Annotated in this window: 11 protein-coding genes; 9 read left to right on the forward strand and 2 right to left on the reverse strand. The window is 43.7% G+C overall.

Going from position 1 to position 12,852, the window contains the following annotated elements:
- Positions 1-70 precede the first annotated feature (70 nt).
- On the reverse strand, positions 71-577 hold the full coding sequence (locus L4D20_RS22965; RefSeq protein ID WP_428803907.1) for a CpxP family protein: 507 nt from the start codon (positions 575-577) through the stop codon (positions 71-73).
- A 210-nt stretch (positions 578-787) separates the two neighbouring features.
- Here L4D20_RS22965 and L4D20_RS22970 point away from each other — a divergent pair, with 210 nt between their 5' ends.
- The 4 genes from L4D20_RS22970 (at position 788) to trmL (ending at position 4,134) form a co-directional block, all read left to right on the forward strand.
- Entirely contained in the window at positions 788-1,474 is a 687-nt protein-coding gene (locus tag L4D20_RS22970; protein ID WP_428803908.1) for a response regulator, read from the forward strand.
- Complete coding sequence (gene cpxA / locus L4D20_RS22975) at positions 1,474-2,853, forward strand: envelope stress sensor histidine kinase CpxA (RefSeq protein ID WP_428803909.1); 1,380 nt, start codon at positions 1,474-1,476, stop codon at positions 2,851-2,853. Before L4D20_RS22970 ends, cpxA begins: the two co-directional genes overlap by 1 nt.
- A 91-nt stretch (positions 2,854-2,944) precedes the next feature.
- Complete coding sequence (locus L4D20_RS22980; protein WP_428803910.1) at positions 2,945-3,562, forward strand: superoxide dismutase; 618 nt, start codon at positions 2,945-2,947, stop codon at positions 3,560-3,562.
- A gap of 92 nt (positions 3,563-3,654) precedes the next feature.
- Positions 3,655-4,134 carry a tRNA (uridine(34)/cytosine(34)/5-carboxymethylaminomethyluridine(34)-2'-O)-methyltransferase TrmL gene (trmL, locus tag L4D20_RS22985; RefSeq protein WP_428803911.1) on the forward strand — a complete coding sequence of 160 codons (480 nt, stop codon included), beginning with the start codon at positions 3,655-3,657 and terminating at the stop codon, positions 4,132-4,134.
- 97 nt (positions 4,135-4,231) lie between these two features.
- Here the strand turns inward: trmL and L4D20_RS22990 are convergent, their stop codons facing one another.
- The gene (locus L4D20_RS22990) at positions 4,232-4,747 is read right to left on the reverse strand and encodes an FxsA family protein (RefSeq protein WP_428803912.1); all 516 of its coding nucleotides are present in this window, start codon (positions 4,745-4,747) and stop codon (positions 4,232-4,234) included.
- A gap of 339 nt (positions 4,748-5,086) precedes the next feature.
- Between L4D20_RS22990 and aspA the strand changes: the two genes are divergently transcribed.
- From aspA to arcC, 5 genes are all read left to right on the forward strand, one after another.
- Positions 5,087-6,538: an aspartate ammonia-lyase gene (gene aspA / locus L4D20_RS22995; RefSeq protein WP_428803913.1), complete on the forward strand. Its 1,452-nt coding sequence runs from the start codon at positions 5,087-5,089 to the stop codon at positions 6,536-6,538.
- Between the two features lie 132 nt (positions 6,539-6,670).
- Positions 6,671-7,978 (forward strand): anaerobic C4-dicarboxylate transporter, encoded by a 1,308-nt coding sequence (locus tag L4D20_RS23000; protein WP_428803914.1) that lies wholly within the window; start codon positions 6,671-6,673, stop codon positions 7,976-7,978.
- Between the two features lie 492 nt (positions 7,979-8,470).
- Positions 8,471-9,919: a YfcC family protein gene (locus tag L4D20_RS23005; RefSeq protein WP_428803915.1), complete on the forward strand. Its 1,449-nt coding sequence runs from the start codon at positions 8,471-8,473 to the stop codon at positions 9,917-9,919.
- Between the two features lie 692 nt (positions 9,920-10,611).
- On the forward strand, positions 10,612-11,832 hold the full coding sequence (gene arcA / locus L4D20_RS23010) for an arginine deiminase (RefSeq protein ID WP_428803916.1): 1,221 nt from the start codon (positions 10,612-10,614) through the stop codon (positions 11,830-11,832).
- Positions 11,833-11,891: 59 nt separating this feature from the next.
- Complete coding sequence (gene arcC, locus L4D20_RS23015; RefSeq protein ID WP_428803917.1) at positions 11,892-12,806, forward strand: carbamate kinase; 915 nt, start codon at positions 11,892-11,894, stop codon at positions 12,804-12,806.
- Positions 12,807-12,852: the final 46 nt, after the last annotated feature.

Raw genomic sequence — 12,852 nt, forward strand, 5'->3', positions numbered from 1 at the left:
AAATATCAAACAAAAGGCAGCCATATAGGCTGCCCAAAAACGAGACTAGATAGTCACAATAAATCGCGACTTACGACTCTTGCATGTGTTTCTGCATATTATCGCTGCACTTGTTCATACGTTCTTGCTGCAGTTCAACAAATTGAGCTTTTTGCTCATCCGTTAGTACGCTTAACATTTTTTGTTGTTGCTCAAGCTTATTCACTCGGCGCTCAGTTTGCTTCTCAACCATCTGTTGAGCTAACTCATTGGCTGCTGCCTCATCAAAAGTGTCAGCTAAAACTAATGTTTGCACCTGTTGTTGATAGGCTTGCATTTCAGCGTGCTTAGCTTGGAAATTATCTTGATGGTGAGCTTTCATCTCAGTTCTAGACGTTTCACGCAGCTCTTTAAGTTGATCTTTTTGTTCATCAGTCAGATCCAATTGACGGACGATGCTTCGGTCAAATCCACCCGAACACTTGCCGATTTTACCACCTTTATGATGTGAATCGCCGCCAAAGGCATACGCACTTGCTGTTGCGAACGTCAGTGGAAGAATCGCCGCAGCCAAAACTAATTTTTTTGTTGTGTTCATAATCGTACCCTCTATTGTTTCATCTCTATTCGGTTCAAATCGCTACCGTTGCAGCGCTTGAGTTTAGAATACGACTTCGGGTGTAAATGAGCGTTTAGTAAGCGTAAAGGATCGTAAAGAGCATAAATTAATCTCTTCGCGACTCCTTTTTCGCAGTAATATAAATAAGAAGCACATAGCAGCAGTAATTTCAAAAGAGGCAAAGCATTTATGGCGCATATCCTACTAATCGATGATGACACCGAACTCACCAGCTTATTGAAAGAGGTATTAAGCTATGAAGGGTTTACGGTGACGGAAACCAACGATGGCGAGTCTGGACTTGCAGAAGTCAGTGATGATATCGATTTAATTTTGCTGGATGTCATGATGCCAAAGCTCAACGGTATGGATACCTTGAAGAAGTTACGTGAAACATGGAGCACACCGGTTCTGATGCTCACCGCCCGAGGCGAAGAGATCGACCGTGTCATTGGGCTAGAACTAGGTGCTGATGATTATTTACCTAAGCCTTTTAGTGATCGCGAGCTACTGGCAAGAATGAAAGCGATATTACGCCGAACGCAAACCCAAGCGGCGCCTAAAATGACGGACTGCATCGAGTATTTAGATATTAAGGTTTATCCCGGAAAACAAGAGGCGTACTGCCAAGAGCAGCTATTAGAGCTAACAACCACTGAATTTGCCCTATTAACGCACTTTATTCAAAACCCCGGAGTCACGCTCACTAAAGAAACGCTAAGCCTTGATGTGCTAGGAAAGCGTCTTGCCGCTTTTGACCGAGCCATTGATATGCATGTCTCCAACTTACGCAAAAAACTGCCTGATACAGAATCGGGTCGCTCACGAATTAAGACCTTAAGAGGTCGTGGCTATTTGCTGATTGAGGAGGATTGATGCGCCTGCCTAAAGCCACCAGCCTATATGGCCGTATCTTTGCCATTTTTTGGTTCACCATGCTATTGGTCCTGCTTGCGGTTCTCTCTCTGCCTCACCTCGATCCAAGAAAAGCCCGAGATGTTCCGGGTGATCAACTGCAAAAGCTCGCTAGGCTTAAAGAAAGCATAGAGAACCGACACAGAAAAGATACCGACCTTGGGCGGATCATCTTTAATCTTGAAGATCAGCGCGGATCCCATCGAAATTCGCGACCACGTATTTTTATCACCGACCTTGAGGGTAATGTCCTCACCACTAAGAAACACCATGACTTTAAGATTCGAGCACTGAAAAACTTTGTTACCAGCATCGAGTCCATTGAGACACCAAAGCAGAAACTTTATGGCCAATATATGGTGGCAGGTCCACTTCCAATCACTCTTGCTAAGCGTGACCTGCTGCTTTATGTCGGTTTGAGATGGGATCAACCTTCGCCATTCTTACTGCGACTGTTTGATAAGCCCTTTCAGTTACTGTTTGCTGTCATGCTGGTCAGTACTCCGCTGCTACTGTGGTTAGCATGGGCTTTAAGTCAACCAGCACGAAAGCTTGAGCGAGCGGCAAAACGTGTCGCAAGGGGAGAGTTTATTGTCGACCCTGAGCTTGAAAAAGGAACATCAGAATTTCGCCAAGCGGGCACCAGTTTTAACCAAATGGTTGAAGCAGTAAACAGCATGCTCTCAGGTCAACAGAGGCTTCTGTCGGACATATCTCATGAACTGAGATCGCCATTAACAAGATTGAGAATGGCTAACGCACTCGCGACTAGAAAGCAGGGAGAAAGCTCAGAACTGAGCAGGATTGACACCGAAGCTCAGCGATTAGAGCAGATGATAGCCGAACTATTAGAGCTTTCACGCATGCAAGCGGATAGTCACCTAAAGCGTGAAGAACAACCATTAAGCAGCTTATGGGAAGAGCTACTCAAAGACGCACAGTTTGAAGCCGAACAGATAGAAAAGAGCTTATGCTTCTCTTCGATTCCCGAGCGAGTTATCTCAGGCAATCCAAAGCTGCTGATGAGTGCAATTGAGAACATTACTCGCAATGCTATCTATTATGGTAAAGACCAAGTTCGGGTAACAATGAATGCGAGTGAAACTAATCTCACGATCATTGTTGAAGACAACGGTGAAGGCGTACCTGAAAATGAAATGAATGAGATATTTCGCCCTTTCTATCGTGTATCGACTGCCCGAGATCGAAATTCAGGGGGAGCCGGATTGGGCCTAGCGATTACAGAGAGTGCGATTCGCCAACATAGCGGCACCATTTCAGCGAGTCGAAGTGAGCTTGGAGGCTTGAAAGTCACGGTCCAACTGCCTTTAAGTGCTTAAATCGACTGTCAGCGATAAAACCACACAAATAACGCAGTTGTAAATGATTATCATTAGCAATAAAGTAATCCTTCTATTAAGGAGGATTACTATGTCTCACACATTCCCAGAGTTACCTTATGCTTACGATGCCCTAGAGCCTTATATTGATGCTCAAACCATGGAAATCCATTACAGCAGACATCATCGAACCTATTACGATAAATTCATCACAGCAGTAAAAGGAACATCACTAGAGCAAGCGACACTGACGGATATTTTTGATTCGGTATCTCAACACTCTCCTGCGGTGAGAAATAACGGCGGCGGCTACTTTAATCATATTCTGTATTGGCACTGCATGACACCCAACCCTCAAGGGGAGCCCACGGGCGCATTGGCTCAAGCCATCATCTCAACCTTTGGTACATTTGACGCCTTCCAAGAGCAATTTACTCAAGCAGCGATCAACACCTTCGGTTCAGGTTTTGTTTGGTTAATCGTTCAAGACGAACAACTAAAAATCACTTCAACAAGCAATCAAGACAACCCACTTATGGATGTCGTTTCTGAACGGGGTGAGCCGATTCTGGCTCTCGATGTATGGGAGCACGCCTATTACATCAGCTATCGAAATAAACGGCCTGAGTATATTCAAGCGTGGTGGAATGTGATCAATTGGGATGCAGTAAGTGAAAATTACGCAGTCGCGAGAACGATAAATTCCTAGCCGCACTTCACTGAGAATCATTATCTTGCTTGGCGGCTACCATAAGCCGCCTTATACTCTAGTCCCAAACTTTTAACACAGACACTTTCCGTATGTTTGATATTGCTCTCTATGAACCTGAAATAGCCCCGAACACTGGGAACATCATTCGACTTTGCGCTAATTGTGGAGCGAACCTACATCTTATCGAGCCACTCGGCTTTGATCTGGAAGAGAAGAAAGTACGTCGCGCTGGTTTGGATTATCACGATTTAGCCCGCGTAAAACGTCACAAAGATTTCGCTGCGTTTATGGAATATTTGGAAAATGAACGTGAAGGACAGTTCCGAATTTTCGCCTGCACCACTAAAACAACAGGTCATCACGTCGATGCTAAATATACCCAAGGTGACGTACTGCTGTTTGGTCCTGAAACGCGTGGGCTTCCAGCGGATCTGATTGAAAGCTTACCAATGGATCAGCGTATTCGAATTCCAATGATGCCAGACGCGAGAAGCCTTAATCTGTCGAATGCCGTCGCTATCATTGCTTTTGAAGCATGGCGTCAGATGGGTTTTGATGGTGCAGTGTAAATATTGCCTTTATGGCACTGACTGTTTCGCCATAAACTAGATAACAAAAAAGCAGCTCCTTAGCTGCTTTTTTTCACTCTCAGAAACTGAAATAGTTCTAATTCAGCTTGTTTCTGTCTTGGTCGTCTTTCTTTTCGTATTCACCCTCAAAGGTGCTGCCGTTCGAATCAGAATTAAACGGGTCACGATGAAAAGGGTCCTGTTCAAATGGGCTCTGCCCAAATGGCTGACCACCAAAGCCAGCCCCACCGACAGACTTAACCACCATTTTACTCATAAGGTATTTCGCTATCGCAGCTCTCGGAGCAGGAAGTAGAACTAACATACCAAAGGCGTCGGTCATAAAGCCCGGAGTCAGTAGTAAAACCCCAGAAACCGCCAGCATGACACCTTCAAAAATTTGTTGTGCAGGCATTTCACCTTGATTTAGGCGACCCTGTACAGACCTTAACGTCTGCAAACCTTGGCTACGAACCAATGAAGCGCCGACAAAAGCCGTCAGTAAAACTAAGCCGATTGTTGGCCATAAGCCAAAGAAATCACCCACTTGGATAAATAGAGCAATCTCTATGATCGGTACAAAAATAAATAGTAATAGTAAGATAGGAAACACACGCCCTCCTTTGTTGAATCCAGTGTACGCGCAAACGCTCTCTTAGCTCAAATGAATCATGTAAAAATCTGTATGTTCAACAAAAAACGTACACTAAGCAGTATCCATTTTTAGATAACTATTACTAATGGATCACCAATACATTTTCTCTTGTGAAGTATCGTTCATATTTTCATAAAAAGGTGATCCAGTTACTATTTTTATGTGCCTAGTTCAGTATCATGTGCTTCAGATGTTAGGAAAGATTTCCTAGCCCACAATTCTGAAGAAGGGATTCTTAAATGCAGAGTTGGGGAATATTTTATTAATTACCAATAATAATTCTCTAAGGATCCCGTTATGGCTACCCCGTCTAATGCTACAACTACAGCTCAACAAGCCACTCGAATCGAAGAAGATCTTTTAGGTCAACGTCATGTCCCTGCTGATGCGTATTACGGCATCCATACTTTACGCGCGATTGAAAATTTCAACATCTCTAATTCAACCATCTCTGACGTACCTGAATTCGTTCGCGGCATGGTGATGACTAAAAAAGCAGCCGCTCTAGCAAATAAAGAGCTCGGCGTGCTACCAAAAGATGTCGCAAACCATATTATTCAAGCGTGTGATTTGATCCTTGATACAGGTAAGTGCATGGATCAGTTCCCATCGGATGTATTCCAAGGTGGTGCTGGAACGTCAGTTAACATGAACACCAACGAAGTAATTGCTAACGTTGCATTAGAGTTAATGGGTAAAGAGAAAGGTCAATACGAGTTCGTTAATCCAAATGATCACGTCAATAAGAGCCAATCAACTAACTGTGCTTACCCAACGGGCTTCCGTATTTCTGTATTTAATAGCGTTCGTAAACTCATTGACGCAATTGAGTACCTAAAGGGTTCTTTCGATCTCAAGAGCAAAGAGTACGAAAACACATTAAAGATGGGTCGAACTCAGCTTCAAGATGCTGTACCTATGACGGTTGGACAAGAGTTCCATGCTTGGTCAGTCACTCTAAATGAAGAGATTCGTGCACTACAGTTCACCTCTAAGTTACTGCTTGAAGTAAACCTTGGTGCAACGGCAATCGGTACCGGTCTAAACGCTGTTGATGGTTACCAAGAAGCGGCAGTTAGACACTTGGCAGAAGTAACTGGACACGAATGTGTTCAAGCAGAAGATCTAATTGAAGCAACATCAGACTGTGGCGCTTACGTAATGGCACACGGCGCACTTAAGCGTCTAGCAGTGAAACTGTCTAAGATCTGTAATGACCTACGTCTACTCTCTTCTGGTCCCCGTACTGGTCTTAACGAGCTAAACCTTCCTGAACTGCAAGCTGGCTCTTCAATCATGCCTGCTAAAGTAAACCCAGTTGTTCCTGAAGTAGTAAACCAAGTGTGCTTTAAGGTTCTAGGTAACGACAACACCATCTCTTTCGCAGCAGAAGGCGGTCAGCTTCAACTTAACGTGATGGAGCCTGTAATTGCTCAAAGCATGTTTGAGTCTTTAGATATTCTGACTAACGCGTGTGTCAACCTACGTGATAAATGTGTGGATGGTATCACCGTCAACAAAGAAGTCTGTGAAGGCTACGTGTTTAACTCTATTGGCATCGTCACTTACTTAAATCCATACATTGGCCACCACGAAGGTGACATTGTCGGTAAGATTTGTGCGGAAACAGGTAAGAGTGTCCGTGAAGTCGTACTAGAGCGAGGCTTATTAACCGAAGAAGAACTTGATGACATTTTCTCGGTTGAAAACCTAATGAGACCTCAGTATAAAGGCAAGCGTTACGAGTAATTGCTAAAACAGGCTCCCAACTGGGGGCCTTTTTTGGGCTTATTGACAATAAATCAAAATAACAAATACGTATAAGCTACTCATAATAAACATTTATCTTATTTAATTTAACAATATAAAAGAGGTGATCACATGATCGCAGTTGAACTATTTGTGGTTCTATTCTTTATTTTCATCGGGGCACGAATTGGTGGAATAGGAATAGGTTTTGCTGGTGGTGCAGGCGTAATCGCACTATCGCTCGTGCTTGGTGTTCCAACTAGCCAATCGTTTATTCCCGTCGATGTTATTCTTATTATCATGTCTGTTATTACCGCCATTGCTGCAATGCAGGTTGCGGGCGGCATGGACTGGCTAGTGCAGATTGCTGAAAATTTTCTGCGAAAACACCCTGAGCGAATCACTTTTTACGCACCTATTGTTACCTTCTTTATGACGCTGATGGCGGGTACTGGCCATACAGCTTTCTCAACTCTTCCTGTTATTGCAGAAGTTGCAAAAGGCCAAGGCGTTCGCCCATCTCGCCCTCTTTCTATCGCTGTAGTTGCATCACAAATTGCCATTACCGCATCTCCTATTTCAGCAGCGGTAGTCGCTTTTGCTGCGATGTTGGCTCCTTTTGGCGTTGATTACTTAACGCTACTTGCGATATGTATTCCAACCACTTTCCTTGCTTGTATGGCGGGTGCCTTTGTTGCCAACTTCATGGGCTGTGAGTTAAAGGATGATCCTGTGTATCAAGAGCGTCTTGCAAAAGGGCTTATCAAACAAGAGAACAACCAACAACGTGAAATTTTACCAACTGCAAAACGCGCTACCTATATTTTCCTCGCTGCAATTGGTTTCGTTGTTTGTTACGCCGCGGCAATTTCAGGTTCAGTCGGCCTAATTGAGAACCCAACGCTAGGTCGTAATGAAGCAATCATGACCTTCATGCTAGCGGCTGCTGCTGCCATTGTTCTGTTCACAAAAATTGATGCTTCTAAAATCCCAGCTGCGGCAACTTTCCGTTCAGGTATGACAGCGTGTGTTTGTGTACTGGGCGTAGCATGGCTAGGTTCAACGTTTGTTAACGCACACGTAGATAGCATCAAAGACGTGGCTGGTGCGCTGCTTTCTGATTACCCATGGATGTTGGCATTGGTATTGTTCTTTGCGTCTATGCTTCTATATTCTCAAGGTGCAACAACAGTTGCTCTAATGCCAGCAGCGCTTGCTATTGGTGTGGCTCCGCTAACGGCTGTTGCTTCATTTGCTGCGGTTAGTGCACTGTTTGTTCTTCCAACCTACCCGACTCTACTGGCAGCGGTTGAGATGGACGATACAGGCTCAACTCGTATTGGTAAGTATGTGTTTAACCACGCATTCTTTATTCCAGGCGTTACAACCATCGCGACAGCTGTTGCGTTAGGTTTCACTTTTGGTAGCCTGTTTATCTAATTAACCGCGTCTAAACAAAGGGAGCTTCGGCTCCCTTTGTTATTTATACTCTATAATTTTATTGACCCTAATCAAAATAGCCTTCGAAAATTGCATTCCTCTCCAAAAATAAAGTTTGAATAAAATTCCACACTTACTATTTGTTATAAGCAAAACCCATCAACAGCCCTGTTTACTTGATTAAACGGTCGAATATTAATTCAAGTTTAATAACAGAATACCCCTCCTGATTTTTAGACTAAAAAGAACCTAATTTTTAGTGGTTAATTTTTGTGAACGAACACAAGGTTAACTCATTAAGTCACGCTTAGAATAATTGCAGCTAGATTACCTAAACACCTAATAACAGTGGATTACAACCACTGAAAATTTAACTATAAATATATATTTACCAATTTAATCCATGCGATTTATTTTAATTTCGCCAATAACATAATTAATTAGTCGCTTATTCACATCTATTTAACTATTAATAGATGTAAGGAGATAGCTATGACAACTGAAACTCTACCAACAGAAAAAAAGAAAGGTGGCTTCTTTGCCAACTTTAAATTCCCCTCTGCCTACACCATTTTATTTATTCTTATTGCATTAGTTGCCCTACTTACTTGGATTGTCCCTGCTGGGCAATATGACCGCGCAATGAACGATGACCTCGGCCGAGAAGTTCCAGTTACTGGCACCTATCAAAAAGTCGACGGTAACCCTCAAGGTGTCATTGATGTATTACTGGCACCAATTGATGGCTTCTACGATCACGAAAGCTACGAAGCAGCCGCCATTGATGTCTCGCTATTCATCCTTATTATTGGTGGCTTTCTAGGGCTAGTAACAAAAACTGGTGCTATAGATGCTGGGATAGAGCGAGTAACCGCACGCTTAGAAGGGCGTGAAGAGTTAATGATCCCCATACTCATGGCGCTGTTCGCTGCAGGCGGCACGGTTTATGGTATGGCGGAAGAGTCCTTACCTTTCTACACCCTACTAGTCCCTGTCATGATGGCGGCTCGATTTGACCCGCTCACCGCAGCGGCAACCGTTCTACTGGGTGCTGGTATCGGTGTTCTTGGCTCTACCATTAACCCGTTTGCTACCGTGATTGCAGCTAACGCCTCTGGTATACCATTCACTGACGGCATCATGCTACGTATCGCAATGCTTGTCATCGGTTGGGTCATCTGCGTTGCTTATGTCATGCGCTATGCTCGCATGGTGAAAGCAGACCCTAGTAAATCGATTGTTTATGACAAGTACGAAGAGAACAAAGCTCACTTCTTGGGTAATGCAAACGGTGAAAAACTGGAGTTCACCGCAACACGTAAAGCAATATTGGCTATTTTTGGCGGCTCATTCGGGGTCATGATCTACGGCGTATCTGTTGCTGGTTGGTGGATGGCAGAGATCTCTGCGATGTTCTTAGCTGCGACTATCATCGTTGGAATTGTGGCTCGAATGAGTGAAGAGGAGTTTACTAATAGCTTTATTGATGGTGCTCGCGACCTATTAGGCGTTGCACTGATCATTGGTATTGCTCGTGGTATCGTCGTCGTCATGGACCGCGGAATGATCACCGATACTATTTTGTTTTCTGCGGAACAAATGGTGACGGGGCTATCTTCGGTAGTCTTCATTAACGTAATGTTTTTCCTTGAAATTCTACTATCGTTCTTGGTTCCTTCAACGTCTGGTCTTGCAGTATTAACTATGCCAATTATGGCTCCATTGGCTGATTTTGCGGGGGTCGGGCGAGATCTGGTTATCACCGCTTATCAATCAGCTTCAGGGCTTGTTAACCTTATTACACCAACCTCCGCTGTGGTGATGGGGGGTCTAGCGATTGCGAGAGTGCCTTACGTACGATGGGTTAAATGGGTCATGCCACTGATTGGAATCTTAACCGTGTTCTGTATTATCACGCTAAGCATTGGTGCGCTTATCTAGCGCCTAACCATTAGCATACAATCTGCAAAAACAGATTCAATAAAGCCACTGTCTCTCAGTGGCTTTTTTATTAGCTAGAGCTTCTAGGTGATTCTTACCATCATGAGTAGCTGACTCTTTAATCAAATAAATAGGCACTATTCATCGTTATTTATATTTAACGCCAACTCAATATGATTAGATTAATTTATAAGAGCATGACTATTTCTAATGGAACACTTTCCCTATCTAAAACAGCCTCAATAATAAAATGTGATCCTAACGATTTTATTAAGAAAAAGTTTTGTTAACAACCGTCGAAATCACTCTTAATTTATAACTATCTAAATAGAAAAAATGCATATTTTAATAATATACATACTGACATTAAGCATCATATATTGAATACAATCCCCCAAACCTACCCTCATCTTTAGAGTGATTGGGTAAATAGTGCATAATATTCCTTAACCAACGGCTAGTTAGGAGGAGATAATCGAGTGGTTAACTGAATAGATATTGTTAAAACCCTCGTATTTAAAGGGCTCAGTGATAAAAAACGATTTGTGATTGACCTCTAAGAAAGCCAGCCAAACCTGAGTAATATGAATTACAGAACAAAAGAAGAATATTAAATATTCTCCACTTTCCTCCTACAAAATAAATATTGTTTTTTGAATAAAACAATTTCAATTAATAAGAGAGATACGATCATGAGTAAGTTCTATGTAGGTTCTGAAATAGGTCAATTACGTCGCGTTTTAATTCATCGCCCAAGACGAGCACTGACTCACTTAACACCATCAAATTGCCACGATTTGCTGTTTGATGATGTTCTTGCTGTTGAACGCGCTGGTGAAGAGCATGATGCATTTGCTCAAACCTTGAAAGACCAAGGTGTTGAAGTGTTGCTATTGACTCACCTACTTGCTGATACATTGGCAGTACCAGAAGCAAAAGACTGGTTGCTTAATACACAGATATCGAACTATCGCTATGGCCCGACGTTTGCCAATGATGTGCGTTGTTACCTTGGTGATATCCCTAATCTTGAACTGGCTAAAATCTTAACTGGTGGCTTGTCGTTTGCTGAGTTACCAATGAAGTCCTCTTCAATGCTTCAATCTATGCACAAACCGACCGACTTCATCATCGATCCGCTACCTAATCATTTATTTACTCGTGATACCTCATGCTGGGTTTATGGTGGTGTGTCCATCAACCCGATGGCGAAAATGGCTCGTCAGCGTGAAACGAATCACTTGCGTGCAATTTATCGCTGGCATCCAACGTTTGCTGGTGAAGATTTCATTAAGTACTACGGAGACGAAGAACGTGCCTACGACCGCTCAACTATCGAAGGTGGTGATGTACTGGTCATCGGCAAAGGTGCTGTTCTTATTGGTATGTCTGAGCGTACGACTGCTCAAGGTGTTGAGCAGCTTGCATCAAGCCTATTCAAACACGGCCAAGCGAAGCAAGTCATTGCACTTGAGCTACCACAAGATCGCTCTTGTATGCACTTAGATACCGTCATGACGCACATGCGTGAAGATACGTTCTCTATCTATCCAAACGTTATTCCAGATGATGTGAATTGCTGGAGCCTAACTGGCGATGAATCCGGCACGGTCAAAGCAACACAGCAAGAATCTTACATGCGCACTATCGCTAAAGCCCTGCATGTCGACAAACTCAATCTTATTACTACAGGTGGTAATAGCTTTGAGGCAGAACGTGAACAGTGGAACGATGCCAACAACGTATTGACGGTGAAACCAGGTGTGGTTATCGGCTATGAGCGTAACACCTACACCAATGAAAAATACGATAAAGCAGGCATTACTGTTCTGCCAATTCCAGGGGATGAGCTTGGCCGAGGCCGTGGTGGTGCTCGCTGCATGAGTTGCCCAATTGAGCGTGACGGTATCTAACCGCCAAAGCGATAACGGTCGAGGTGCCTATCTCGACCACAATTAAAGAGAAAATCATTATGACTAGAAAAACAGTTGTTGTCGCACTGGGTGGGAATGCACTTCTAAAACGTGGCGAGCCGCTAGAAGTTGACGTTCAACGCCACAATATTGAAACGGCAGTTAAAACCATTTCAGAGATCGCTAAAGAGTATGACGTGGTATTGGTTCACGGCAATGGCCCACAAGTTGGTCTACTTGCACTGCAAGGTTTGGAATACAAGAAAGTGAGCCCTTACCCGCTCGATGTTCTTGGCAGTGAAACTCAGGGCATGATTGGTTACATGCTCATGCAAGAGTTCAAAAACTACCTGCCTGAGCGCAACATCTCTTGCATGCTGACTCAGATGATGGTTGATCCAAACGATCCTGCGTTTGCCGATCCAACCAAGCCAATTGGCCCGATTTATGAAGAGAAAGAAGCCCGTGAAATGGCTGAAAAGTACCACTGGACAATCAAGCCAGACGGAAAGCACTTCCGCCGTGTTGTCCCAAGTCCTCAGCCGACTGGTATTGTCGAGCACCAAGCTATCACTAAACTTATCGGCGAAGGTCACCTCGTGATCTGTACCGGTGGCGGTGGCATTCCAGTGAAAAAAGAGAATGGCAAGTTAGTTGGTGTTGAAGCGGTTATCGACAAAGACATGTCAGCGGCATTTTTAGCAAAACAGCTTGATGCTGACGCACTACTTATCCTCACTGATGCCGATGCGGTTTACCTAGATTGGGGCAAACCAACTCAGCACCCACTACGCAGCACAACACCAAGTGCGCTAGCAAAATACAAGTTTGATGCGGGCTCCATGGGGCCAAAAATAGAAGCTTCATGTGAATTTATTAAGCACGGCGGAAAAGTCGTGGGCATTGGTGCACTCGAAGATGGTCTACACATTCTTCAAGGTACAGCAGGCACAAACATTGTTCGAGAGCACTAATATCCAACTCAACATCTGTTAAAAATAGAGTTATTACCTACTGATT

It is taken from the genome of Vibrio kyushuensis (assembly GCF_050337325.1).
GTDB lineage: Bacteria > Pseudomonadota > Gammaproteobacteria > Enterobacterales > Vibrionaceae > Vibrio > Vibrio kyushuensis.

What these genes read in the sequence shown, in the direction of transcription:
- arcA (WP_428803916.1), top strand. Translation starts at nt 10,612, where the DNA reads ATGAGTAAGTTCTATGTAGGTTCTGAAATAGGTCAATTACGTCGCGTT.
- aspA (WP_428803913.1), top strand. Translation starts at nt 5,087, where the DNA reads ATGGCTACCCCGTCTAATGCTACAACTACAGCTCAACAAGCCACTCGA.
- L4D20_RS23000 (WP_428803914.1), top strand. Translation starts at nt 6,671, where the DNA reads ATGATCGCAGTTGAACTATTTGTGGTTCTATTCTTTATTTTCATCGGG.
- L4D20_RS22980 (WP_428803910.1), top strand. Translation starts at nt 2,945, where the DNA reads ATGTCTCACACATTCCCAGAGTTACCTTATGCTTACGATGCCCTAGAG.
- L4D20_RS22965 (WP_428803907.1), bottom strand. Translation starts at nt 577, where the DNA reads ATGAACACAACAAAAAAATTAGTTTTGGCTGCGGCGATTCTTCCACTG.
- L4D20_RS22970 (WP_428803908.1), top strand. Translation starts at nt 788, where the DNA reads ATGGCGCATATCCTACTAATCGATGATGACACCGAACTCACCAGCTTA.
- arcC (WP_428803917.1), top strand. Translation starts at nt 11,892, where the DNA reads ATGACTAGAAAAACAGTTGTTGTCGCACTGGGTGGGAATGCACTTCTA.
- cpxA (WP_428803909.1), top strand. Translation starts at nt 1,474, where the DNA reads ATGCGCCTGCCTAAAGCCACCAGCCTATATGGCCGTATCTTTGCCATT.
- L4D20_RS23005 (WP_428803915.1), top strand. Translation starts at nt 8,471, where the DNA reads ATGACAACTGAAACTCTACCAACAGAAAAAAAGAAAGGTGGCTTCTTT.
- trmL (WP_428803911.1), top strand. Translation starts at nt 3,655, where the DNA reads ATGTTTGATATTGCTCTCTATGAACCTGAAATAGCCCCGAACACTGGG.